The organism is Sphingomonas sp. Ant H11 (genome assembly GCF_000797515.1).
In the GTDB taxonomy this organism is placed as follows: domain Bacteria; phylum Pseudomonadota; class Alphaproteobacteria; order Sphingomonadales; family Sphingomonadaceae; genus Sphingomonas.
The window spans coordinates 1-23,383 of sequence record NZ_JSBN01000099.1 but is presented as its reverse complement, the minus strand read 5'-3'; the positions used below and the strand labels follow the sequence as shown (position 1 = coordinate 23,383).

Sequence of the window (23,383 nt, the reverse complement as noted above, 5' to 3'; positions counted from 1 at the left end):
ATGGATATCCGCGCCGCAGAAATCTCGAAGGTCATCAAGGACCAGATCGCCAATTTCGGCACTGAAGCGCAGGTTTCGGAAACCGGCCAGGTGCTGAGCGTCGGTGACGGCATCGCCCGCATCTTCGGGCTCGACAACGTCCAGGCGGGCGAAATGGTCGAGTTCTCGAACGGCGTGCAGGGCATGGCGCTCAACCTCGAGGCCGATAACGTCGGCGTCGTGATCTTCGGCTCGGACAGCCAGATCAAGGAAGGCGATGTCGTCAAGCGCACCGGCACGATCGTCGATGTTCCCGTCGGCAAGGGCCTGTTGGGTCGCGTCGTCGATGGTCTCGGCAACCCGATCGACGGCAAGGGCCCGATCGTTTCCGACCAGCGCAGCCGCGTCGAAGTCAAGGCGCCGGGCATCATCCCGCGCCAGGGCGTCAACGAGCCGGTGCAGACCGGCCTCAAGGCAATCGATGCGCTCGTCCCCGTCGGCCGTGGCCAGCGCGAGCTGATCATCGGCGATCGCCAGACCGGCAAGTCGGCGGTCGCGATCGACACCTTCATCAACCAGAAGGCCGCGCATCAGGGCGATGACGAGAGCAAGAAGCTCTATTGCATCTATGTCGCCGTCGGCCAGAAGCGCTCGACCGTCGCGCAGCTCGTCCGCACGCTGACCGAAAACGGCGCGATGGACTATTCGATCGTCGTCGCCGCAACCGCGTCGGACCCCGCCCCGCTGCAGTTCCTCGCGCCCTACACCGGCTGCGCGATGGGCGAATATTTCCGTGACAACGGTATGCACGCCGTCATCGTCTATGACGATCTGTCGAAGCAGGCGGTTGCGTATCGCCAGATGTCGCTGCTGCTGCGTCGCCCGCCGGGCCGCGAAGCTATCCCGGCGACGTGTTCTATCTCCACTCGCGTCTCCTCGAGCGCGCGGCGAAGATGAACGACGCCAATGGCGGCGGCTCGCTGACAGCACTCCCGATCATCGAAACGCAGGCAGGCGACGTGTCGGCCTACATCCCGACCAACGTGATCTCGATCACCGACGGCCAGATCTTCCTCGAAACCGACCTGTTCTTCGCGGGCGTCCGCCCGGCGATCAACGTCGGTCTGTCGGTGTCGCGCGTCGGCTCCGCCGCCCAGACCAAGGCGATGAAGAAGGTGTCGGGCTCGATCAAGCTCGAGCTCGCCCAGTATCGCGAAATGGCCGCCTTCGCGCAGTTCGGTTCGGACCTCGATGCTTCCACGCAGAAGCTGCTCAACCGCGGCGCGCGCCTGACCGAGCTGCTGAAGCAGGCGCAGTTCTCGCCTATGCCGTTCGAAGAGCAGACCGTGTCGATCTTCGCGGGTACGCAGGGCTTCCTCGATACCGTTCCGGTCAACGCCGTCGTCCGCTATGAACAGGCGATGCTGGCGGCGATGCGCAGCGATCACGCCGATCTCCTGAAGGACATTCGCGACAAGCGCGATCTGTCGAAGGAGACGACGGAAGCGCTGAAGACCGCGCTGGGTGCGTTTTCGAAGACGTTTGCGTAAAACCCTCCCTCTCCCCACCGGGGAGAGGGCAGACGAGCGAAGCGAAGTCGGGAGAGGGGCCGAGCGGAAGCGTTGGTTTTCGCTACAGCCCCTCTCCCCGGCCAGTGATGGGGCGACCGTGCCCCGCACGGTCGCGAACCGTCCGGGGGACGGTTCGACCCGTCACTCCCCGGAGGGGAGAGGGAGGAGTAAGAAATGCGCCCTACCGAAACGCCCGAAACCCGTTCCGTCCGCCTACTCCGCGTGGGCGAGCAAGTCCGCCATACGCTCAGCGACATTCTCGCGCGCGGCGATGTGCATGACGAGACACTGGCCAAGCATCCGGTGACGATCACCGAAGTGCGCATGTCGCCCGATTTGCGCCACGCAACCGTGTTCATGAAGCCCTTGCTCGGCAAGGATGAGGAAGCGGTGCTGAAAGCGCTGCGCACCAACACCGCCTATCTCCAGCGCGAAGTCGCCGCGCGCGTTCAAATGAAATATGCCGCCAAGCTCAAATTCCTCGCCGACGAGAGCTTCGACGAAGGCAGCCACATCGATAAATTGCTGCGCGACCCGAAGGTGGCGCGGGATTTGGGCGACCCTATCGAGGATTGAGCACAAACGACGCTGGACATCGTACTCGCTTCCGGCTTTCTGCCCGTTATGGCCAAGCTCTATTTCTACTACGCCTCGATGAACGCGGGCAAATCGACCAACCTGTTGCAGGCCGATTTCAACTATCGCGAACGCGGCATGCGCACCGTGCTGCTGACCGCCGCGATCGATGATCGCTTTGCCGCGGGGACGATCACCTCGCGCATCGGCTTGGCCGCCGATGCGATCGCGTTTGAGCGCGATACCGATCTGGTCGCCGTGGTCACGCGCGAAGGCGAGGCGCCACCCGCCTGCGTATTGGTGGATGAAGCGCAATTTCTCACCGCCGCCCAGGTCGACCAGCTCGCCACGCTGGCGGATTTCCACGGCATTCCCGTGCTCGCTTATGGCCTGCGCACCGATTTCCTCGGCAATTTGTTCGAAGGTTCGGCGCGCCTGCTGGCGATTGCGGATTCGCTGATCGAGATCAAATCGGTCTGTGCGTGCGGGCGCAAGGCGACGATGAACTTGCGCGTCGGGGCCGATGGCCGCGCGGTCGCGGCGGGCGCGCAGACCGAGATTGGCGGCAACGACCTGTACATTGCGCTGTGCCGTCGCCATTTCAGCGAAGCGCTCGCCGCCGCCTGATTTCGAACGGACCCCCATGACCGACCCCAATCTGCCCTACACCATCGCGGTGTGGCTCATTCCCCTCGTCATCGCGATCGTGTTTCACGAAGTCGCGCACGGCTATGTCGCGCGCATTTTCGGCGACCACACCGCCGAGCGACTCGGCCGCCTGACGCTCAACCCGCTGCGCCATGTCGATCCGATCGGCACCGTGCTGCTGCCGATGGTGCTGGCGATCGCACACGTACCGATCTTCGGCTGGGCCAAGCCGGTGCCGGTCGATGCACGACGGATGCGCAACCCACGCCGCGACATGATGCTGGTGGCGCTGGCAGGCCCGGCGACCAATTTCGTGCTGGCGACGCTGACGGCCTTCGTGCTGGCGGGTCTGTTGCTCGTGCTGCACGGCGTTCCAGCCCCGGTGCCCCCCTTCACCCTGGCGCGCTTCGCGGTCGATAATCTCGGGAATTTCCTGCAGATCAACGTGTTTCTCGGTATCTTCAACCTGATCCCGTTGCCGCCGTTCGATGGCGGGCATGTCGTGCAGGGCCTGCTGCCGCGCGCCGCCGCGATCCACTATGCGAAGCTCGCCCGCTACGGCTTTCCGCTGCTGCTCGTGCTGCTGTTCGTCCTGCCGATGATCAGCCCGCAGACTGATATCGTGCACCGCTTCGTCGCTCCCATTGCGGGTGCCGCCACCGACTTTTTCTTCGGCATCGCCAATCTGGGCGCGGCATGACCGGGCTGCATGGCTGGCTGATCCTCGACAAGCCTTTGGGCCTTGGGTCGACCCAGGGCGTCTCGGCGGTAAAGCGCGCGCTGCGTGCCGCCGGTTATGATGCAAGCAAACGCGGCATCAAGGTCGGGCATGGCGGCACGCTGGATCCGCTGGCGACCGGCGTCCTGCCGATCGCGCTCGGCGAAGCGACCAAGCTCGCCGGGCGGATGCTCGACAGCGACAAGTGTATGACTTCACGATCGGGTTCGGCGTGGAGACCGACACGCTCGACCTCGAGGGCAAAGTCATTGCCGAGAGCGCGGTGCGCCCCACCCTCGCCCAGATCGAAGCGGTGCTACCGCGTTTCACCGGGCCGATCGAGCAGGTGCCACCCGCTTATTCCGCGCTCAAGATCGATGGTGAGCGCGCTTACGATCTGGCGCGCGCGGGGGCGGACGTGGTGCTGGCGGGACGGTCGATCATAATTCACAACCTCTTTGTCCGTCACCCCGGACGTGTTCCGGGGTCCACCCCGCAACACGTAGCGACCTTGCAGGCTGAAGAGTGGACCCCGGAACACGTCCGGGGTGACGAAGTCGAGTCCATCACCCTCACCGCCCACGTCTCCAAAGGCACCTATATCCGCAGCCTCGCGCGCGACATCGCCCGGGCGCTCGGCACGGTCGGCCATGTCACCATGCTCCGTCGCATCAAGGCCGGCCCGTTCACGCTCGACCACGCAATATCGCTGGACAAACTGGCCGATTTCGGTAATGCGCGCACCCTTGAACACAATCTCCTGCCGTTGAGGGCGGGGCTGGACGACATCCCGGCTCTATCCCTCTCCCCCGATCAGGCAGGGCTGCTCCGACAGGGGCGGGTGTTGATCGGGATCGCCGCAGATGATGGCCACTACTTCGCGATGCTGGACGAAAGTCCGGTCGCCCTGGTGGAGGTTCAGGACCGCGAGGTCCGCGTCATTCGCGGTTTCAACCTGTGACGATGTCGAAGGAAAGAACATGACGATCACTGCAGAGCGCAAGAACGCGCTCGTCAAGGAACATGGCCGCGTCGAAGGCGACACCGGCAGCCCCGAAGTCCAGATCGCGATCCTCACCGAGCGTATTCGCAACCTGACCGAGCACTTCAAGGGCCACAAGAAGGACAATCACTCGCGGCGCGGCCTGCTGATGATGGTCAACAAGCGGCGCTCGCTGCTCGACTATCTCCGCCACAAGGACGGCGCGCGATATACCGACCTCATCGCCAAACTCGGGTTGCGCAAGTAACTCGACCAGTACGGAAACGGCGCCCTCGCGGCGCCGTTTTCATATGTCCCTCTTTCGCCATTCCGCACTCCGGCGGCATGGCAGGGGAGCCACGAAAGGCTCCAAACCGCGCGGACCGGCTAGTCCGCACAGTGGCCCCGTCGGCATCCGGCCGGCGGTGTTGAAGGAAAAAAGATGTTCGATACCAAGACCGTGACCACCCAATGGGGTGGCAAGACGCTGACGCTGGAAACCGGCCGCGTCGCGCGCCAGGCCAATGGCGCCGTTATGGCAACGCTCGGCGAAACCGTGGTGCTCTGCGCCGTGACCGCCGCCAAATCGGTGAAGGAAGGCCAGGATTTCTTCCCGCTGACCGTTCACTATCAGGAAAAATATTCGGCTGCCGGCCGCATCCCCGGTGGCTTCTTCAAGCGTGAGCGCGGCGCGACCGAAAAGGAAACGCTGGTCAGCCGCCTGATCGACCGCCCGATCCGCCCGTTGTTCCCCGAAGGGTTCTACAACGAGATCAACGTGATCTGTCAGGTGCTCAGCTATGATGGCGAAAACGAGCCCGATATCCTCGCAATGGTCGCCGCCTCGGCTGCGCTGACCATTTCGGGCGTGCCCTTCATGGGCCCGATCGGCGCAGCGCGCGTCGGCTATGTCGATGGCGAATATGTGCTCAACCCGACGCTCGACCAGGTCAAGGAAGGCGATCTCGATCTCGTCGTCGCCGCGACCGGCGAAGCCGTGATGATGGTCGAATCCGAAGCCAAGGAGCTTTCGGAAGAGGTCATGCTCGGCGCCGTGCAGTTCGCGCACAAGGCGTGCCGCGAAGCCGTCAACCTCATCATCGATCTGGCCGAACAGGCTGCCAAGGATCCGTGGGAAATGGCCGCTCAGGCCGATCTCTCGGCTGCCAAGGACAAGCTCAAGAAGCTGATCGGCAAGGACATCGCCGCCGCCTATAAGGTGACCGACAAGTCCGAGCGGTCGAACCTGCTCAACGCCGCGCGCGCCAAGGCCAAGGAAGCCTTTGCCGATGCAGCGCCGCAGGACCAGATGGCCGCGCAGAAGCTCGTCAAGAAGCTCGAAGCCGAAATCGTCCGTGGCGCGATCCTGAAGGACGGCCAGCGCATCGATGGCCGCACCACCACGCAGATCCGTCCGATCGAGGCGATCGTCCACTTCCTGCCGCGCGCACACGGCTCGGCACTGTTTACGCGTGGTGAGACGCAGTCGATCTGCACCACCACGCTCGGCACCAAGGACGCCGAGCAGATGATCGACGGCCTGACCGGCCTGTCCTACGAAAACTTCATGCTGCACTATAACTTCCCGCCTTACTCGGTCGGTGAAGTTGGCCGCTTCGGCGCGCCGGGCCGTCGTGAAGTCGGCCACGGCAAGCTCGCCTGGCGCGCGCTGCACCCGGTGCTGCCGTCGAAGGACGAGTTCCCCTACACGATCCGCGTTCTGTCGGACATCACCGAGTCGAACGGCTCGTCGTCGATGGCGACGGTGTGCGGCGGTTCGCTGTCGATGATGGATGCCGGTGTGCCGCTGAAGCGCCCGGTTTCGGGCATCGCGATGGGCCTGATCCTGGAAGGCAAGAAGTTCGCGGTTCTCTCGGACATTCTCGGCGACGAGGATCATCTGGGCGACATGGACTTCAAGGTCGCAGGCACCGAAGCCGGCATCACCACGATGCAGATGGACATCAAGATCGCCGGCATCACCGAAGAGATCATGCGCAAGGCGCTGGAGCAGGCCAAGGAAGGCCGCGCGCATATCCTGGGTGAGATGAACAAGGCGCTCGCCTCGACCCGCACCGAACTCTCGGCCCATGCCCCGCGCATCGAGACGCTGCAGATCGACAAGAGCAAGATTCGTGAAGTGATCGGCACCGGCGGCAAGGTGATCCGCGAGATCGTCGCGCAGACCGGCGCCAAGGTCGACATTGACGATGAGGGCCTGATCAAGATCAGCTCGTCCGACACCGCGCAGATCGAAGCTGCGATCAAGTGGATCAAGGGCATCGTCGAGGAAGCCGAAGTCGGCAAGGTCTATGACGGCAAGGTCGTCAACCTGGTCGATTTCGGTGCGTTCGTGAACTTCATGGGTGGCAAGGACGGTCTCGTCCACGTCTCCGAAATCAAGAACGAGCGAGTCGAGAAGGTCGCGGACGTCCTCAAGGAAGGCCAGGACGTCAAGGTCAAGGTCCTCGAGATCGATCCGCGCGGCAAGGTGCGCCTGTCGATGCGCGTCGTCGACCAGGAAACCGGTGCGAGATCGAAGACACCCGCCCGGCGCGTGAACCGCGCGAAGGTGGCGATCGCGGTCCGCGCGGTCCCCGTCGTGATGGTGACGGCGGCCGTGGCCCGCGTGGCGATGGCGGTGGTCGTGGCGAAGGCCGTGGTGATCGTGGTCCGCGCCGTGATGGCGACGGTGGCCGTGGCCCGCGTCGCGATGGCGGCGGCGAGCGCGCACCCCGTGCAGAGCGTTCAGGCGGCAATGACGACGGCCCCGCGCCCGAGTTCGCGCCGGCCTTCCTGACCGGTGACCGCGACTAAAACCTCCGGCTCTTACGGAGGAAGAAGGGGCTCGGAGCGATCGGGGCCCCTATTCTTATGCGCTATCGCAGCGCCCGCCAGGCAACATAAGCGGCGGTCGCCAGCACCATCAGCGCAAAGCCGACCCGCGCGACCGCAACCCGCGTCGCCAGCACGCGACCGACCGGAATGGCAAGAGCAGATCCGATCGCCCCGCCGCCAACCAGCGCGGCGAAGACCGGCCAATTGACCAGCCCCGACGCCGCATAACTCGCACTGGTCGCAGCGCCGAACAGCACCACCGACACCAGCGAAGAGGCAGCCGCATTGGCCAGCGTCATGCCCGTCGCCGCCATCAAACCCGGCACGATCAGGAAGCCACCACCAATCCCGAAAAAGCCCGCGGCCAACCCGGTCACCGCGCCTGCGGGGGCAAGCTTCAGGGTGATGGCGGCGTTCAACCGCACACCGGCATCGCCCTCCCTTTTGCGCGGCAGCAGCATCGATCCTCCGACCAGCGCCATCGCCAGCGCGAACCAGATCAGCAATTGGCTGCCATCGATTTGCTTGGCGATATGCGCGCCGATCAGCGAGCCGGTCAGCCCGGCCCCGCCAAAGACCAGTGCGCACGGCCATTTCACCCGCCCGGCACGCGCCTGCACCAGCAGCCCGACCGCGGCATTGACCGCGACCGCCGCCGCCGATGTGCCGATCGCGACATGCGGATCGCGGATGCCGACGATATAGAGCAGCAACGGCGTTGCCAGCACCGACCCGCCACCGCCGAACACCGACAGCAACAGGCCGATCACCGCGCCACCGAGGATCGCGGCCGGATAGGAGATCATGACGCTCTCCTCCGATTACAGCGCAGCCGTCCGGTTCCACGGCAAGAGCGCCAGCAGCTTCGCCATCCCGCAAAAGCCGCTAATGCCTGCAAAGGTCAGCCCCGCACCGACAAAGGCCGACAGCGCAAAGAAGCCCGGTGCCACCAGCCAGCCCAGGCACACCCCGATCAGCACCAGCGATCCAGCGACGATCTGGACTTGGCGCATCATCTCCAACGGCGCCTTGCGGTCCGCCTCGACCGGCAAACCGGCGCGCGCCCAGCCGTCGAGGCCGCCTTCCAGAACATAGCCCTGCCCCGCCACCGGCGCCGCCAGCCGCGCGGCATTGGTGGCAGTCCGCATGCCCGAGCGGCACAGGAACACCACGTCGATCCCGGGCCGTTCGGGCAAGGCCGCTGCACTGAAGCGCGACAACGGGCACGACACCGAGCCGGCGATATGCCGCCGGGCGAATTCGTCGTCCTCGCGAATGTCGATCAGCAGCGCATGACCTTGGCGCAGGCGCGCCTCGACCGCCTCAGGCGTCAGCGGAAGCAAGGGTTTCGGCATGGGACGTCTCCACATCATCGGAACAGAAAATGGTCGCGAGCGTCGCCAGCACCTGCGCGGCCGCCGGATCGGCGATGCGATAGCGAATCGACACGCCCTCGCGCCGGGTCGCCACCAACCCATCGCTGCGCAGCACCGCGAGATGCTGCGAGAGTGCGGATTGCGACAGCCCGATCAGCGGCAGCAATTCCCCAACCGAGCGCTCGCCGCCGGTCAATTGGCACAGGATCATCAGCCGTCGTTCGTTCGCCAGCGCCCGCAGCAGCTTGGCCGCAGCGGTCGCATTCGCCTCGAATCGCGCAGGGTCGAAAGTGGTCGGGTCAGCCATAGCCTCAATATATTCATTGAATCTAATTTAGCAATATCTTATATTGCGACGAGAAGGAGCCAAAACGATGCCCCGCCCCAACCACAATCCCCATGTGCAGACCTTTTTCGACTCAGCGACCTTCACCGCGACGCATCTGGTCAGCGACCCCGCGACAGGCGTCGCCGCGATCGTGGATCCGGTGCTCGATTTCGAACCGAAGAGCGGCACGCTGTCCACGGCGTCGGCCGATGCCGTGCTGCAGGCGGTGGCGGAACAGGGGCTGGATCTGGTCTATGTGCTGGAAACGCACGCCCATGCCGATCATCTGTCGGCGGCCGACCATATCCGGCACCGCGCCGGCGCGAAGATCGCGATCGGCGCCCACATTACGGCGGTTCAGCATGTCTTTGCCGATCTGTTCGAGCTTGACGATGTTGCGCCCGATGGCAGCCAGTTCGACCTGTTGCTCAAGGAAGGCGATCATTTGCCGCTCGGGGACCTGTCGATCGGCGTGTTGCATACGCCCGGCCACACCCCCGCCTGCAGCACCTATCTGATCGGCGATGCCGCCTTTGTCGGCGACACGCTGTTCATGCCCGATTACGGCACCGCGCGCGCGATTTTCCGGGCGGCGATGCGGCGACGCTCTATCGCTCGATCGGCAAGATCCTGGCGCTGCCACCGCACACGCGGCTGTTCGTCGGCCATGATTATTTGCCCGCGACGCGCACCGATTATCGCTGGGAAACCACGGTAGCGGAGGAAACCGCCGCCAACGTCCATGTGCATGTGGGGGTGAGCGAACAGTCCTTTGTCGCTATGCGCGAGGCGCGCGATCGCACGCTGGCCGCGCCAACGCTGATCCTGCCATCGCTTCAGGTCAACATTCGCGCGGGTGCCCTGCCACCGCCCAGCCCTGGCGGCACCGTCTTCCTGAAGCTGCCGGTCACCTTCGCCGGCGGCACGCGGCCTGCCGCCGCCTAACCGCGCCCGCGTCCAGAACGGACCACCGCGAAAATCGGTTGGCTTATCGCAACGCCCGTCCTATCCCACGCCTCGTGATGGCCCCTTTCGAGGAGCCATCCAGCTTCGCGCCGGTACCGGGAATGCAGTGCGCACGCTCCGTGCAAATCTGCAGCTGTCCCTGCAACTGTAAGCGGCGAGCACGACGCGCAGGCGGAACCGGCAACGGCTCCGCAGCCACTGGGAAAGCCCGCCACCGTGGCGGACCACCTGGGAAGGCGCGCATCGCGCGATGACCCGTGAGCCAGGAGACCGACCGGCGCGGGTCGCTCTTGCCCGGCTCATGGGATTGGCCAGGCGCGAAACGCTTTTCGTCTGAGCGACGAACGTGCGGCTGGGGCCGCATCGGGGGCGGTGCCGGGCGCTTATGCGTCCGTCCGGTGGCGTGTCCCGACCGTTCGCAGCGGACGCCCCGGCCCTTGTCGCTCGACGCCCAAGGGACTCGTTTACGCCATGAAGACTTTGCTTTCCTCGGCCGCGCTCGCCGCGCTGCTGCTCCCCGCCACCGCCTTCGCTCAGGTCGCCCCCCGATCCGGTGCCCGCACAAGCGACCGACGACACTTCGTCCATCGTCGTCACTGGCATCCGCTCCACCGTCACCCCGCTGCGTGCGGATCAGATTGGCGGCTCGGTCACCGTGCTTGATGCCGATGCGCTCGGTCAACGCCAGACCCGCACCGTCTCCGACATCCTGCGCGACGTGCCCGGCGTCGCGGTCAGCCGCATCCCCGGCCAGACCCAAGTCCGCCTGCGCGGGGCCGAGGCCAACCACACGCTCGTATTGATCGACGGGATCGAAGTGTCCGACCCCTATGCCGGTGAATTCGATTTCGGCACGCTGATCGCCGACGAGGTCGCGCGCGTGGAAGTCCTGCGCGGCCAGCAAAGCGCGATCTATGGCTCCGATGCGATCGGCGGGGTAATCCAATATATCACGCTGACCGGCCGCGAAGCGCCAGGCATCAGTGCGCGGATCGAGGGTGGCTCCTTCGGCACGGTCAACACCGCCGCGCGCATTGCGGGTGTGTCGGGCACGTTCGACTATGCCCTGTCGGGAACGCTCAACACCACCGGCGGTACCCCCAACGCGCGTGGGGGAACGCGCAATCTCGGGAATGATTCGGGCGCGGTGTCGTTCAAATCGACGTGGTCGCCCGCATCCAATGCGCGCGTCACCGCCGTCGCGCGCTATGCCCGTACCCAGGCCGATTTCAACGACAGCGACAGCAACTCCGCCAGCAAGACCTTTGGCTATACGATCGACACGCCGGGCGCGCATTTCATCAACGAAGCGGTTTACGGCCTGCTGCGCGGCGAGCTCGATTTGCTCGACGGCAAGTGGACGCAGGCGCTGACCGGGCAAATCGCCGATACCACGCGCAATGGCTATGGTGCGACCGCGCGCACCTATGGCGACACGGGTCAGCGGCTTAAGGGCTCGTATGAATCGACGCTCAAGCTCAACCAGGGCGCGCTGCGCCATCAGTTTACCGTCGCGGTCGATATCGAACGCGAACGCTATCGCAATACCGATCCGACCGGCTTTGCCTTCACCGGGCGGCGGCAAGTCGACAATGTCGGCATCGTCGGACAATATGACCTGACGCTGGGCGAGCATGCGGCGTTCGGCGCGTCGCTGCGGCAGGACCTCAACAACCGCTTCCAGGACACCACCACCTATCGCGTGCAGGGCAGCTATCGCTTCGACAGCGGTACGCGGGTTCGCGCAGCGGCGGGATCGGGCGTGAAAAATCCGGGGTTTTATGAACTCTACGGCTATAGCGACGGGCGCTTCATCGGCAATCCGGGCCTGAAGCCGGAACGCTCCGAGGGCTGGGAAGCCGGGATCGAGCAGAGTTTCGTCGACGGCCATGTGCTGATCGGCGCGACCTATTTCGACAGCCGTTTGTCGGATGAGATCTACACCACCTATCCGGCACCCAATTTCGTCGCCACACCCGCCAACCGCACCACCAAATCACGCCAACACGGCGTCGAGGCGTTCCTCACGCCCGCATCGGCACCGCGTGGCGGATCGACGCGGCCTATACCTATCTCCACGCGCGCGAGAATGGCATGGAGGAAGTGCGCCGCCCGAGCCATATCGCCAGCGTCGCGCTCGGGTGGCGCGCGCCGCACGATCGCTTCGGCTTTACCGCCGTCGCGCGCTACAATGGCGATACCAGCGACGTGGCGTTTACCGATCCATCCTATGTTCCGGTCACGGTACGGCTGCACGATTATGTGCTGCTCAACCTCAATGGCGACGTGAAGCTGACCAAGCACTTCGCGCTGTTCGGCCGGATCGAGAACCTCAACAACGCGCATTATGAGGACGTGTTCAGCTTCGCCAATCCGGGCCGCGCGGTTTACGGTGGCGTCCGCGCCCGCTTCTGAGCACCAGCTCCGTCATCCGGGCACCGCCCCGGATGACGGAGCGCCATAGCAGGCCCTTGCATCACTCCATAATTCTATTATAGTAGAACTATGGAAATATATACCGCCGTCTCCGCGTTGTCCGCGCTCGCCCATGCCGGGCGGCTCAGCGTGTTCCGCATGCTGGTCCAGGCCGGTCCCGAAGGGCTCGCGGCGGGCGAGATCTCGCGGCGGCTGGACGTTCCCGCCAATAGCTTGTCGACCAATCTCCAGATTCTGTCGCACGCCCAATTGGTATCGAGTCGCCGCGATGGGCGTTCGGTCATCTATTCCGCGCGGCACGACAGCATGGCGCGCTTACTCGAATATCTCATGGAGGATTGCTGCGACGGCAATCCGGAGATTTGCGGGCAGCTCGCCGACACCGTGCTGCGCAGCCGCTGTACTAAGGAGGGACACGCATGACCGACCCGATCGCCACCGATATCATCGTCTATCACAATCCGGCCTGCGGCACGTCGCGCAACACGCTGGCGATGATCCGCAACGCAGGGATCGAGCCGCACGTCGTCGAATATCTCAAGACGCCGCCATCGCGCGCGCTGCTGGAGCAGTTGATCGACCGCGCCGGAATGCGCCCGCGCGATCTGCTGCGCGAAAAGGGCACGCCCTATGCCGAGCTTGGCCTGGACGATGAGAGCCTGAGCGACGCCGCGCTGGTCGATGCGATGATGGCGCATCCGATCCTGATCAACCGCCCGCTGGTGGTGTCGCCGCTCGGCGTGAAGCTCTGCCGCCCGTCCGAGTTGGTGCTCGATTTGCTGCCTGCGCCGCAACAAGGGGCGTTCACCAAGGAAGATGGCGAGCAAGTAATCGACGCGCACGGCCAGCGCGTCGGCTGATGCTCACCGCCGTTCTGATCTTTCTCGCGACGATTACGCTCGTCATCTGGCAACCGCGCGGGCTTGGCATTGGCTGGAGCGCGATGGGCGGTGCCATCGTCGCGTTGCTGGCAGGCGCGATCACCCTCGCCGACATCCCGGTGGTATGGAATATCGTGTGGAATGCGACGGGCGCGTTCGTCGCGATCATCCTGATCAGCTTGATCCTCGATGCCGCCGGTTTCTTCGAATGGGCGGCGTTGCACGTCGCACGCTGGGGCGGCGGCAACGGCAAAAGGCTGTTCGCGCTGGTGGTGCTGCTGGGTGCGGCGGTATCCTCGCTCTTTGCCAACGATGGCGCGGCGCTGATCCTGACGCCGATCGTGCTCGCGATGCTGCGCGCATTGGGTTACGGAACCAAGGCGACGCTGGCGTTCGTCATGGCGGCGGGCTTCATCGCCGATACCGCCAGTCTGCCGCTGGTCGTTTCCAACCTCGTCAACATCGTTTCGGCCGACTTCTTCAAGCTCGGCTTTGCGGACTATGCGCTGGTGATGGTGCCGGTCGATCTCGCCGCGATCGCCGCGACGCTCGGGGCGCTGCTGCTGTTCTTCCGTCGCGATATTCCGGCGGACTATGATGTCACCCAATTGCGCAAACCCGCAGATGCGATCCGCGACGCGGCGACCTTTCGCGCCGGGTGGGTGGTGCTGGCGATGCTGCTCGTCGGCTTCTTTCTGCTCGACCCGATCGGTGTCCCGATCAGCGCCACCGCCGCGCTCGCCGCGCTGGTGCTGATCGTCATCGCCGGGCGCGGCCATGTGATCCAAACCGGCGCGGTCATCCGCGGTGCACCGTGGCAAGTCGTGGTGTTTTCGCTCGGTATGTATCTGGTCGTGTTCGGCCTGAAGAATGCCGGACTGACCGGCTATATCGCCACCGCGCTTGATCACGCCGCGCAAGGCGGGGTGTGGGGTGCCACCTTCGGCACCGGGTTGCTCGCCGCAATCTTGTCCTCGGTTATGAACAACATGCCAACCGTATTGGTGGGGGCGTTGTCGATCGACGCCACGCACGCGACCGGCGCGGTCCGGCAGGCGATGATCTACGCCAACGTTATCGGCTGCGATCTGGGGCCCAAGATTACCCCGATCGGTTCGCTCGCCACCCTGTTGTGGCTGCACGTGCTTGGGCAAAAGGATGTGCGGATCGGCTGGGGCTATTATTTTCGGGTGGGTGTCACGCTCACCATCCCGATCCTGCTGGTGACGCTTGCGGCGCTGGCGCTGCGGTTGGGGTGATCGATCGAAAGAGCGGAGGGAGCACCACAGGGCTCCCTCCGAGGATCGTTCAGAAGTTCGCCGTGAAGCCAACCGCGAGGTTGCGACCCAGGCTGTCATAGCGCGCCGGGATCGTGTTGTTGCGCGCCAGGCTGATATTGTACGAATTCGCCAGGATCGGCGGGGCCTTGTCGAGCAGGTTGTTCGCGATCAGGCGCAGGCTGTAGCGCTTGGCAATGTTGAACGTCAGCGCGAGATCGAAGTAGCTGACCGGGGCGATATAGCCGAAGGTCTTCTGCACCCGGTCAGGCGTGCCGCCGATCGCCGGATCGCCCGAATTGTTGGCGCTGGTGAGCGACCCGACATAGCGCCAGTTGAACGAGGCGTTGAAGCCATCATCCGGCGTGACATAGGTCGCGCGCAGGGCGTGGCTCCACTTCGGCAGCAACTGGCCACAGCCATTGCCGTAATAGCCCGCGCAATTGCGCTCGGGCTGCAGCGGCGAATCCTGGCCACCGGCAAAGGTGGTCAGCGAGCCGTTGAAGCTCAGATCCATCCGGCCAACCTTGCCCAGACCCAGCGCATATTGCGACTGGAAGTCCCAACCGCGCGCGATCGAGAAATAATAATTGGTCGTGCCGGCGCGGATGAAGCCGCTGGTCGGGTTGGTGCCGGCCGCAGCATAGAGCGTGCCGTTGGCGGCGCGCACGATGCCCGAGCAGAAGAACGGATCCCCGTTCGAACGCAGGCAGCCATCGGTGTAATAGCTATCGTCATTATAGCCGAGCGAGTTGTTGATCTTGATCCGATAGCGATCGACCGAGAACACCAAGCCTTTGACGAAGCGCGGCTTCAAGATGATGCCATAGGTCTGGGTATAGGCCGTTTCGGGCGCTGCGGTGAAGCCACCCGAACGGACCGTGCATTGGTCGTTCGGGCACAGCAGCGTTGCGCTTCCATACAGCGAATCGGACAGGCCAGTCGCACGGCACACCTCCCGCGAAGCGAGCGGCGCGGTGGTGGTGATGGTCTTGCCCGGATTGGCCGGGTCAGCAATCTGACGCGGCACGGGTGCGCAGAAATCGTTCTGCGACCCACCCTGACGCGAATAGCTGATGTTGCTGGCCTGATACGCTTCCACCACGGTCGGCGCGCGCTGCGCCTTGTTGAAGGAGGCGCGGAACACGATGTCGCGAACCGGCGCGTACAACCCTTCCAGCTTCCACGTCGTGAATTTGTCGGGGTTGGAGCTGTATTTGGACAGACGCCCGGCGGCATTCACCTGAAGCTCTTCGATGAAGGGCTTGTGCTGAACCAAGGGTGCCTGAAGCTCGATATTGCCTTCCCAGACATGTTGGCGGAGGTCGGAATCCGATCCGCCATTGTCGGCCCGGAATGCCGCATTCGCGGTCGAGAACTGACGATCCTCGCGATATTCCACACCCGCCGCAAAGGCGAGACCCTGATCGGCGAAGGGGGACTTGATGCCATATTTGCCGAGGTCGCCGGTCACGTTGGCCTGCACATCGTACAGAATGCCAACGGTGGTCTGCTTCTCGGTCGCGAGACCGCTATACAGATAATTGACCAGCGCCTGGTTGCTGTTCCCCGCCTTGAACGCATCGAACGGTACGCAATTCTTGTCGGTCCCATCGACGACCGAGGCGCAGGTCGGCGTGCCATTGACGTTGACCACGTTGAGCGAGCGGTTGACGTTGGCAAATTGCGGCAGCGAGGCGGGCATGTAATCCTGCTGGTTGCGCGCGTAGACGCCGCCAACGTCATAGGTCCACGCATCGCCGATCTTGCCGCGAACACCGCCCGTCGCGCGAATGGCGCTATTGATATAGGTGTCGGTCAGATACGGCACATTGAAGCGATAGCGCACATCGATCGGCGCGAGCGTCGCGGTTCCGGCCGCAGCCCCGCAAATCGCGGATGCCTGCGACGCCGACAGGAACGGGTTGTTGCAGTTCACCTGATACGGGTCCGACCCGTAATTGGCGGCAGCAAACACGCGGGTCGGGAAGCGGTTGGTCGACTTATCGCGGAACCAGATGCCCGACCCGTAAATTTCCGCCGCGGGCGAGAGCTTCAGCGTCGCGAATCCACCGGCGTTCACCCGGGTGAAGGCGCGCTGGTACGAATAGCCATCATAGGGGTTGGCCGCATTGCCCGCACCCGCGCCATAGGGAACGAAGGTGCGCGTGCCGTCCGGATTGTTGACATAAGCCGTCCCGTTATTGGCCCCCGAGCGCGGCGAGATGTAACCGCTGACCGAATAGGACGACAACGAGCAGCTGAGCGGGCCATCGGTGCCGGTCTGCACCAATTGGCAGGCCGAGGTCGATCGCGCGTCGTACGGCACCAGATCCTGATGCTTATAATTGACGAAACCGGACACTTTCAGTTTGTCGCCAAACAGCGAAGTACCGGCGGTCAACGTCACATCGGCGCGGCCACCGTCATTGACCATCCCGGTATTGGTCGGGAAGCTCGACGCCTGCGCTTGCTGCGTGACGATGTTCGCGCGGTTCTGGTGGTTGTAGAAATTGTAATTGCCGTCGATCCGGATGCCCTTGAAATCGGGCTTGAGAACGAAGTTCACGACGCCTGCAACCGCGTCCGAGCCATAGACCGACGAGGCACCGCCGGTCAGCACGTCGACGCGATCGATCAGCGAGACCGGGATAATCCCCGCATCCTCACCATTCTGCGTACCCAAACGCTTGCCGTCGACCAGCACCAGCGTGCGCTCAAAGCCGAGGCTGCGCAGCTTGATGCGCTGGCGACCGTCTGAATCCTGGTAATTTTGCTGGCTGTCAGGCGCGATCTGCGGGAGGCGGTTCAGCACTTCTTCGATATTGGTTGGCGACTGCGCCTTGATGTCCTGCGCGGTCACCGTGGTGATCGGCGCGGCCGATGCGATGTTCGGACGCAAAATGCGCGTCCCGGTTACCAGAATATCGCCGTCTGCGGGCGTCGTATCGGCTGCATCCGGTTTCGAGACGTGATCGTCGGCGGTGGCCTGTTGCGCCATCGCAGGCGCGGCGAAAGCCAGCGCCGCGCCCAGCGCAGCAAAGGATACAGAGTGACGGAGCATCATGAAAAATTTCCCCTAATTACACATGCCGCCCGCGTTTTGCGTTACGGCACCGTGACAAGAGGTTCTATTCAAATTGGCAAACCGTCAATACCTAATTGATACCACACCAAACCTATTTTGACATTTTATGCGCCCATGTCATGATCGTACATAAAGAATGAACCGGGGTGACCATGACCAGTAGAAGATCCTTGCTCGCCATGATGGGCGTTGCCGCCGGCGCATTGCCCGCCGCCAAAGCTTTGGCCGACATAACGTCCGGCCCTGCCGCGCAAATTGTCTCCACCTGGGACTTTGGCGCGGCCGCAAACGACGCTGCTTTTGCGAAGCTGGCCAGCGGCGGATCGTTGCTCGACGCGGTCGAAGCCGGGGCGATGGTCCCTGAAGCCGACCCAAACAACCATTCGGTCGGCTATAGCGGCTATCCGGATCGTGACGGGCACGTCACGCTCGACGCGGTCATCATGGACGATACGGGCCGGGTCGGCGCGGTCGCCGCGCTCGAAGATACCATGCATGCGATTTCGGTCGCGCGCCGCGTGATGGAAAAGACCCCGCACACGCTTTTGGTCGGCGAAGGCGCGACCCGCTTCGCCAAGGATCAGGGCTTTCCTTATTGTAAATTGCTGACCCCCGAATCGGAAAAGGCGTGGCGCGAATGGCTCAAGACCGCGCATTACCAACCCGAGGCGAATAGCGAGAACCGTACCACCCGCACGCCCGGCGGCGCACTCGACCATGACACGATCGGGCTGCTCGCGCGCGACGCCAGCGGGCGGCTCGCCGGTGCCTGCACAACCTCCGGCATGGCGTTCAAGATGCGCGGCCGCGTCGGCGATTCGCCGCAGGTCGGCAGCGGCCTGTTCGTCGAAGCGGGCGTTGGCGGCGCGACGTCGACCGGATTGGGCGAGGAGGTGACGCGCATTGCGGGAACTGCCCGCGTGATCGCGTCGATGCGCGCTGGACGCTCCCCGCAGGAGGCGTGCGAGGAGGTGGTGAAGCATATTGCCAAGCTTCGCGGCGACGCCATTCGCGGCGTACAGGTCGGGTTCCTTGCGCTAGATCCGCACGGCAATGTCGGCGCGTTCTGCCTGTTGCCGGGCTTCACCTATGCCGTCACCGACATGGCAGGGCGTACTGTGGTACATAAAGGAGCGTCGCTATTCCAGGCGTGACCACAACCGGCAGAATGCTCGAAGTCTGCGTCGAAACGATTGCGGGACTGGAGGCGGCGGTTCGCGGCGGAGCGACCGGATCGAGGTGTGCGCGGCGCTGTCGGTCGGCGGGCTGACCCCGCCGGGTTCGCTGATCCGCGCGGCAGCTGCAGTGCCTCTGCCCGTGCATCTGCTGGCGCGGCCCCGCGCGGGCGGCTTTATCCATGATGCCGCCGAGCAAGCGCTGATTGCCGACGACATTCGCGCCGCCGCCGAGGCCGGGCTTGCCGGTGTCGTGATCGGCGCGAGCGCCGCCGACCGGCAGCTCGATACCGCTGCGCTCGCGCGCTGGATCGAGCATGCCCGAACGCTCGGGCAGCAACGCGGTGCGCCGCTATCGCTCACCTTGCACCGCGCGTTCGATCTGGTGCCCGATCCGCTCGCCGCGCTCGAGCAGGCGGTGGCCTTGGGGTTCGATCGCATCCTGACCTCGGGCGGGCAGCCGCGCGCGATCGACGGTGTGGCAACGCTCGCCGCCTTGCACAGGCAGGCGGCGGGGCGGATCATCATCCTCGCGGGCAGCGGCGTGACGGTCGAGACCGCGCCCGCCTTGTTGGCGACCGGCATTGCCGAACTCCACGCATCCTGCCGCGCCACGCGCGAGATCGCGCCGGATGTTCCGGAACGCCGCTTCGGCTTCATCGCGGCGCAGGACGGTGATACCGATGCCGATCGCGTCGCGGCGCTCGCGCAACTGGTGCATTTTGCAGCTTGAGTAATACCAATATAAAACCTATCCCGGTTGAGATAGCAATCGGACCAGCCATGCACGATACCATATCCACGACCGTTCCGCCCGTTTCGGGCCCGACGCTGATGTTCCAGGAAGCGGCGGAGGCCGGTGCCGCCGTCGCCCGCATGCTCGCCGCCAATGGGCCGGCCTTCGCCGCGCTCGGTGCGAAGCTGCGCGCAGCCCCGCCTGCGGTTATCGTGACCTGCGCGCGCGGATCATCCGATCACGCCGCCACCTATGGCAAATATCTGATCGAGACGCGCACCGGCATTCCGGTGGCGTCGGCCGCACCGTCGGTCGCCTCGGTCTATGCCGCGCCCGCCGTACAGGGCCATGCGCTGTGCATTGCCATCTCGCAAAGCGGGCGCAGCCCGGACTTGCTCGCCACCGTGGCCGCGCAAAAGGCGGCGGGCGCGCATGTCGTCGCCCTGGTCAACGACGCCACCTCCCCGCTCGCCGAAACCGCCGATACGGTGATCGCGCTGTCGGCCGGGGTCGAGCGGTCGGTCGCTGCGACCAAATCCTACATCGCGTCGTTAGCCGCGCTTGCCGCCTTGGTGGCGGAGTGGACCGAGGACGACACGCTGCGCCGCGCCGTAGCGGGCTTGCCCGATGCGCTGGCACGGTCCTGGGCGCTGGACTGGAGCGGCGTCGGCGCGAGCCTGCAGGAGGCGACCAACCTGTTCGTCATTGGGCGCGGGCTTGGCCTCGCGGTCGCGCAGGAAGCGGCGTTGAAGCTAAAGGAAACCTGCGGGCTTCATGCTGAAGCCTTCAGCTCGGCCGAGGTGCGCCACGGCCCGATGGCAATTGTCGGTAGCGGCTTTCCGATCGTCGCCTTCGCCACCTCCGATGTCATCGGCGATGCGTCCGCGCGGTTGCGGCGGAATTTGCCGCGCGCGGTGCGATCGTCAGTCTGGCCGACGCGCGCGCGACGGGGCGGGCACCCCGCCCGCGCTCGCCGCCAACCCCGCGATCGAGCCGATCCTGATGATCCAGAGCTTCTATCGCATGGCCGATGCGCTTTCGCGCGCGCGCGGGTACAATCCCGACGCGCCGAGTCATCTCAGCAAGGTTACCCGTACGCTATGACGTCTCATGCTTTCGTAAACGGCCATATCGTCACGCCGCGCGGAATCCTGTCCGCCGCAACGATCGACGTCGAGGCTGGTGTCATCGTCGCGATCATGGACCGGGCCACCCCCGGCGCGGTCGATCTTGACGGGGGCTGGGTGATGCCCGGCTTCATCGACACCCAGGTCAACGGCGGCGGCGGCGTGTTGTTCAACGACGAACCGACCGTCGACGGGATCGCAGCGATCGGTGCGGCGCATCGTCCCTATGGCACCACCGCCTTCCTGCCGACGCTGATCAGCGATTCGGCATTGGTCATCGGCGAGGCGCTGGAAGCGACCGACGCCGCGATCGCGGCGGGCGTACCGGGTGTCGTCGGCGTTCATATCGAAGGCCCGGTGATCAACGTCGCGCGCAAAGGGATTCACGATGCCGCGCGCTTCGTAACGCTCGACGATACGCTGATGGCGTTGCTGATGCGGCCACGTCGCGGTCGCGTTATGGTCACGATCGCGCCCGAACTGGTGCCCGCCGACCGTATCGCGGCGTTGGCACGCGCCGACGTGCTCGTCAGCCTCGGTCACAGCAACGCGACCTATGCCGAAGCGACGGCGGGGTTCGCCGCCGGTGTGACCGGGGTCACCCATTTGTTCAACGCCATGTCGCCGCTCATTCAGCGCGCGCCCGGCGCGGTTGGCGCGGCACTGGACAACCAGTCGGTCTATTGCGGGTTGATCGTCGATGGTTTCCATGTCGATGATGCCGCGCTGCGCATCGCGCTGCGCGCGCGCCCGGCGGATCGCATGATGCTGGTCACCGACGCGATGCCGTGCGTCAACACCGCCGAAACCACCTTCCTGCTGCAGGGCCGCCCGATCCATGTCGAGGGCGGTCGCTGCCTCGGGGCCGACGGCACACTGGCCGGGTCGGATCTCGACATGGCGCGCGCGGTGCGCAACACGATCACACGGCTCGGCATCGCGCCCGAGCGCGCAGCGGCGATGGCGGCGACCCATCCGGCCGCCTTCCTCGGCCTGTCGCGGGATCGCGGGGTGATCGTACCAGGCAAGCGCGCCGACTGGGTACAGCTCGACGCCGCCTTCCACCCGACCGCTACCATTGTTGGCGGAGACCTTGCGGCAACGGCGCGGTCCGAGCCCGTTCCTGCCTGACCTCTCGCGCCTGCGCGTCCCTGCCCCGTTTGAGGAGAAACCATGGCGTCGATCGTGCTGTCCGCACCGTTACAAGGCTGGGTCACTGCGCTGGACGATGTCCCCGATGCGGTGTTTGCCGGGCGGATGCTGGGCGACGGGCTGGCGATCGATCCGACGGGCGACTGCCTCTATGCGCCTTGCGCCGGGCGCATCGTCAGCGTGCAGTCGACCGGCCATGCGCTGACGATCGAAGCTGAAAACGGCGCGCAAATCCTGATCCACCTCGGCATCGATACCGTCGGGCTGGGCGGGCGCGGCTTCACCCCGCATGTGCGCGCCGGGGACCGAGTCGCTACGGGCGACGCACTGATCGACTTCGATCTCGATCTGCTGGTGCGTGAAGCCCCTGCCGTGATCACGCCGATCTTGCTCGTCGAGAGCGAGGGCTATCAGATTACCAACCGTGCGAGCGTTGGCCCGATCCTCGTCGGTGCACCGCTGATGATGGTGCACGAAGTCGCTTCGGCTGAGGGCACGACGGGCGAATCCGCCGACATCGATGCGGCCACCGAAAGCCGCATACTGCGCATCGACCTGCCCCACGGCATCCACGCCCGCCCGGCCGCCCGCATTGCCGCCTGCGCCCGCGCCTTCGGTGCCTCGATTACGATCGGCAAGGACGCGCGCACTGCATCGGCGCTCAGCCCGACCGGGCTACTTGCACTCGGCATTGGGCATGGCGACACGATCACGCTGGCCGCGCAGGGCAGCGACGGCACCGCTGCGCTCGATGCGCTGGTCGCGCTGATCTCCGGCGGCATGGACGAAGCGCCCGCGCCTGCCGCGCCGCCACCGATCGCGCCGCGTAATGCCGATGTGCCCGAAGGCGCACTTGTCGGCGTGACGGCGGCCCCCGGTCTTGCGATCGGCCCAGTGCGGCATCACCGCGCGATCGACCCCGAAGTGTTGCCGATGGGCAGCGGCGTGGCGCAAGAACAAGCCGCCTTCACCGCCGCTCATGCCGCGCTTGCGGCCGAGATGACACGTCAGGCCGCCACGGCACACGGCCCGACGCGTGCTATTTTGGAGGCCCACGCCGCGTTGCTGGACGACCCGGCCCTGATCGACGCGACTCGCGCCGGAATTGCGCGCGGCGAGAGCGCTGGCTTTGCCTGGCGCGCGGCAATCCGCCCGCAAGCCGATGCGCTGCGCGCCGGGGGCGACACGCATCTCGCCGAACGCGCCGACGATCTGCGCGATCTCGAACGCCAGTTGCTCGCGCACCTTTTGGGAGTAGCGACGAGCACGCAGCTTTACCCAGCAGGCACGATCCTGATTGCCGAAGACCTGATGCCGTCCGATCTGATCGGCTCGGCCGAGGGCCTGGCCGGCCTGTGCATCGCCAAGGGTGGTCCGACCTCGCATGTCGCGATCCTCGCTGCCTCCATGGGCTTACCTGCGCTGGTCGCGATCGGCCCCGACGTGCTGGATATCGCCGACGACACCCGCGTCATTCTCGATGCGAGCAACGGCCTGCTCCACACCGCCCCCTCCGCCACCCAGCTTGG

The 23,383-nt window shown here is 65.0% G+C and carries 19 protein-coding genes, 5 pseudogenes and 1 riboswitch; of the genes and pseudogenes, 20 read left to right on the top strand and 4 right to left on the bottom strand.

Going from position 1 to position 23,383, the window contains the following annotated elements; genetic code table 11:
- The 8 genes and pseudogenes from atpA to pnp form a co-directional block, all read left to right on the top strand.
- Window positions 1-1,055, top strand: a pseudogene (gene atpA, locus NW75_RS17010) (F0F1 ATP synthase subunit alpha); the annotation flags it as partial.
- A 90-nt stretch (window positions 1,056-1,145) separates the two neighbouring features.
- The gene (locus tag NW75_RS28375; RefSeq protein ID WP_443024496.1) at window positions 1,146-1,529 is read left to right on the top strand and encodes a hypothetical protein; all 384 of its coding nucleotides are present in this window, start codon (window positions 1,146-1,148) and stop codon (window positions 1,527-1,529) included.
- 195 nt (window positions 1,530-1,724) lie between these two features.
- Complete coding sequence (rbfA, locus tag NW75_RS17005; protein WP_033966354.1) at window positions 1,725-2,126, top strand: 30S ribosome-binding factor RbfA; 402 nt, start codon at window positions 1,725-1,727, stop codon at window positions 2,124-2,126.
- Window positions 2,127-2,174: 48 nt separating this feature from the next.
- Window positions 2,175-2,753, top strand: a complete 579-nt coding sequence (locus tag NW75_RS17000) for a thymidine kinase (RefSeq protein ID WP_033966353.1) — start codon at window positions 2,175-2,177, stop codon at window positions 2,751-2,753.
- 16 nt (window positions 2,754-2,769) lie between these two features.
- The gene (locus NW75_RS16995) at window positions 2,770-3,474 is read left to right on the top strand and encodes a site-2 protease family protein (protein WP_033966351.1); all 705 of its coding nucleotides are present in this window, start codon (window positions 2,770-2,772) and stop codon (window positions 3,472-3,474) included.
- Window positions 3,471-4,453: pseudogene (truB, locus tag NW75_RS16990) on the top strand (tRNA pseudouridine(55) synthase TruB). The gene NW75_RS16995 and the pseudogene truB overlap by 4 nt, the downstream one beginning before the upstream one ends.
- A 19-nt stretch (window positions 4,454-4,472) precedes the next feature.
- Window positions 4,473-4,742 (top strand): 30S ribosomal protein S15, encoded by a 270-nt coding sequence (gene rpsO / locus NW75_RS16985; RefSeq protein WP_010406799.1) that lies wholly within the window; start codon window positions 4,473-4,475, stop codon window positions 4,740-4,742.
- A 174-nt stretch (window positions 4,743-4,916) separates the two neighbouring features.
- Window positions 4,917-7,291, top strand: a pseudogene (gene pnp / locus NW75_RS16980) (polyribonucleotide nucleotidyltransferase).
- A gap of 62 nt (window positions 7,292-7,353) precedes the next feature.
- On the opposite strand, the gene NW75_RS16975 reads toward pnp, so the two are convergent.
- Genes NW75_RS16975 through NW75_RS16965 form a run of 3 tightly spaced genes read right to left on the bottom strand, consistent with a single transcriptional unit; the run spans window position 7,354 to window position 8,995 of the window.
- Window positions 7,354-8,118, bottom strand: a complete 765-nt coding sequence (locus tag NW75_RS16975) for a sulfite exporter TauE/SafE family protein (RefSeq protein ID WP_033966349.1) — start codon at window positions 8,116-8,118, stop codon at window positions 7,354-7,356.
- A 15-nt stretch (window positions 8,119-8,133) separates the two neighbouring features.
- Entirely contained in the window at window positions 8,134-8,667 is a 534-nt protein-coding gene (locus NW75_RS16970; protein WP_033966347.1) for a rhodanese family protein, read from the bottom strand.
- Window positions 8,636-8,995 carry an ArsR/SmtB family transcription factor gene (locus NW75_RS16965; RefSeq protein WP_052192472.1) on the bottom strand — a complete coding sequence of 120 codons (360 nt, stop codon included), beginning with the start codon at window positions 8,993-8,995 and terminating at the stop codon, window positions 8,636-8,638. The genes NW75_RS16970 and NW75_RS16965 overlap by 32 nt, the downstream gene beginning before the upstream one ends.
- A 67-nt stretch (window positions 8,996-9,062) precedes the next feature.
- Here NW75_RS16965 and NW75_RS16960 point away from each other — a divergent pair, with 67 nt between their 5' ends.
- From NW75_RS16960 to NW75_RS16940, 7 genes and pseudogenes are all read left to right on the top strand, one after another.
- Window positions 9,063-9,734, top strand: a complete 672-nt coding sequence (locus tag NW75_RS16960; protein ID WP_443024495.1) for an MBL fold metallo-hydrolase — start codon at window positions 9,063-9,065, stop codon at window positions 9,732-9,734.
- Complete coding sequence (locus tag NW75_RS28370) at window positions 9,692-9,961, top strand: hypothetical protein (protein ID WP_443024494.1); 270 nt, start codon at window positions 9,692-9,694, stop codon at window positions 9,959-9,961. Before NW75_RS16960 ends, NW75_RS28370 begins: the two co-directional genes overlap by 43 nt.
- 94 nt (window positions 9,962-10,055) lie before the next feature.
- Window positions 10,056-10,275: riboswitch (cobalamin riboswitch) on the top strand.
- A 260-nt stretch (window positions 10,276-10,535) separates the two neighbouring features.
- Window positions 10,536-11,942, top strand: a pseudogene (locus NW75_RS16955) (TonB-dependent receptor plug domain-containing protein); the annotation flags it as partial.
- 134 nt (window positions 11,943-12,076) lie between these two features.
- On the top strand, window positions 12,077-12,397 hold the full coding sequence (locus tag NW75_RS27500) for a TonB-dependent receptor (RefSeq protein ID WP_269430346.1): 321 nt from the start codon (window positions 12,077-12,079) through the stop codon (window positions 12,395-12,397).
- 90 nt (window positions 12,398-12,487) lie between these two features.
- On the top strand, window positions 12,488-12,841 hold the full coding sequence (locus tag NW75_RS16950) for an ArsR/SmtB family transcription factor (RefSeq protein WP_033966346.1): 354 nt from the start codon (window positions 12,488-12,490) through the stop codon (window positions 12,839-12,841).
- Window positions 12,838-13,278, top strand: a complete 441-nt coding sequence (gene arsC, locus NW75_RS16945; protein WP_033966344.1) for an arsenate reductase (glutaredoxin) — start codon at window positions 12,838-12,840, stop codon at window positions 13,276-13,278. The genes NW75_RS16950 and arsC overlap by 4 nt, the downstream gene beginning before the upstream one ends.
- The gene (locus NW75_RS16940) at window positions 13,278-14,558 is read left to right on the top strand and encodes an arsenic transporter (protein ID WP_033966342.1); all 1,281 of its coding nucleotides are present in this window, start codon (window positions 13,278-13,280) and stop codon (window positions 14,556-14,558) included. The genes arsC and NW75_RS16940 overlap by 1 nt, the downstream gene beginning before the upstream one ends.
- Window positions 14,559-14,607: 49 nt before the next feature.
- Here NW75_RS16940 and NW75_RS16935 read toward each other — a convergent pair whose 3' ends face one another.
- Window positions 14,608-17,643 (bottom strand): TonB-dependent receptor domain-containing protein, encoded by a 3,036-nt coding sequence (locus tag NW75_RS16935; protein WP_033966339.1) that lies wholly within the window; start codon window positions 17,641-17,643, stop codon window positions 14,608-14,610.
- 173 nt (window positions 17,644-17,816) lie between these two features.
- Between NW75_RS16935 and NW75_RS16930 the strand changes: the two genes are divergently transcribed.
- The 5 genes and pseudogenes from NW75_RS16930 to NW75_RS16915 form a co-directional block, all read left to right on the top strand.
- On the top strand, window positions 17,817-18,818 hold the full coding sequence (locus tag NW75_RS16930; protein WP_033966337.1) for a N(4)-(beta-N-acetylglucosaminyl)-L-asparaginase: 1,002 nt from the start codon (window positions 17,817-17,819) through the stop codon (window positions 18,816-18,818).
- 85 nt (window positions 18,819-18,903) lie between these two features.
- Complete coding sequence (locus tag NW75_RS16925; RefSeq protein WP_231565272.1) at window positions 18,904-19,572, top strand: copper homeostasis protein CutC; 669 nt, start codon at window positions 18,904-18,906, stop codon at window positions 19,570-19,572.
- Window positions 19,573-19,622: 50 nt separating this feature from the next.
- Window positions 19,623-20,679, top strand: a pseudogene (locus NW75_RS23980) (SIS domain-containing protein).
- Window positions 20,676-21,833, top strand: coding sequence for an N-acetylglucosamine-6-phosphate deacetylase (nagA, locus tag NW75_RS16920; protein ID WP_033966366.1), 1,158 nt, complete (start codon window positions 20,676-20,678; stop codon window positions 21,831-21,833). Before NW75_RS23980 ends, nagA begins: the two are co-directional and overlap by 4 nt.
- 42 nt (window positions 21,834-21,875) lie before the next feature.
- Window positions 21,876-23,383 (top strand): glucose PTS transporter subunit IIA (locus NW75_RS16915; protein WP_033966336.1); only part of this gene is annotated, 1,508 nt, incomplete at its 3' end.

What these genes read in the sequence shown, in the direction of transcription:
- NW75_RS16965 (WP_052192472.1), bottom strand. Translation starts at nt 8,995, where the DNA reads ATGGCTGACCCGACCACTTTCGACCCTGCGCGATTCGAGGCGAATGCG.
- NW75_RS16930 (WP_033966337.1), top strand. Translation starts at nt 17,817, where the DNA reads ATGACCAGTAGAAGATCCTTGCTCGCCATGATGGGCGTTGCCGCCGGC.
- NW75_RS16960 (WP_443024495.1), top strand. Translation starts at nt 9,063, where the DNA reads ATGCCCCGCCCCAACCACAATCCCCATGTGCAGACCTTTTTCGACTCA.
- arsC (WP_033966344.1), top strand. Translation starts at nt 12,838, where the DNA reads ATGACCGACCCGATCGCCACCGATATCATCGTCTATCACAATCCGGCC.
- NW75_RS16975 (WP_033966349.1), bottom strand. Translation starts at nt 8,118, where the DNA reads ATGATCTCCTATCCGGCCGCGATCCTCGGTGGCGCGGTGATCGGCCTG.
- NW75_RS17000 (WP_033966353.1), top strand. Translation starts at nt 2,175, where the DNA reads ATGGCCAAGCTCTATTTCTACTACGCCTCGATGAACGCGGGCAAATCG.
- NW75_RS27500 (WP_269430346.1), top strand. Translation starts at nt 12,077, where the DNA reads ATGGAGGAAGTGCGCCGCCCGAGCCATATCGCCAGCGTCGCGCTCGGG.
- rbfA (WP_033966354.1), top strand. Translation starts at nt 1,725, where the DNA reads ATGCGCCCTACCGAAACGCCCGAAACCCGTTCCGTCCGCCTACTCCGC.
- NW75_RS16950 (WP_033966346.1), top strand. Translation starts at nt 12,488, where the DNA reads ATGGAAATATATACCGCCGTCTCCGCGTTGTCCGCGCTCGCCCATGCC.
- NW75_RS16970 (WP_033966347.1), bottom strand. Translation starts at nt 8,667, where the DNA reads ATGCCGAAACCCTTGCTTCCGCTGACGCCTGAGGCGGTCGAGGCGCGC.
- NW75_RS28375 (WP_443024496.1), top strand. Translation starts at nt 1,146, where the DNA reads ATGAAGAAGGTGTCGGGCTCGATCAAGCTCGAGCTCGCCCAGTATCGC.
- NW75_RS16940 (WP_033966342.1), top strand. Translation starts at nt 13,278, where the DNA reads ATGCTCACCGCCGTTCTGATCTTTCTCGCGACGATTACGCTCGTCATC.
- NW75_RS16995 (WP_033966351.1), top strand. Translation starts at nt 2,770, where the DNA reads ATGACCGACCCCAATCTGCCCTACACCATCGCGGTGTGGCTCATTCCC.
- nagA (WP_033966366.1), top strand. Translation starts at nt 20,676, where the DNA reads ATGACGTCTCATGCTTTCGTAAACGGCCATATCGTCACGCCGCGCGGA.
- rpsO (WP_010406799.1), top strand. Translation starts at nt 4,473, where the DNA reads ATGACGATCACTGCAGAGCGCAAGAACGCGCTCGTCAAGGAACATGGC.
- NW75_RS16935 (WP_033966339.1), bottom strand. Translation starts at nt 17,643, where the DNA reads ATGATGCTCCGTCACTCTGTATCCTTTGCTGCGCTGGGCGCGGCGCTG.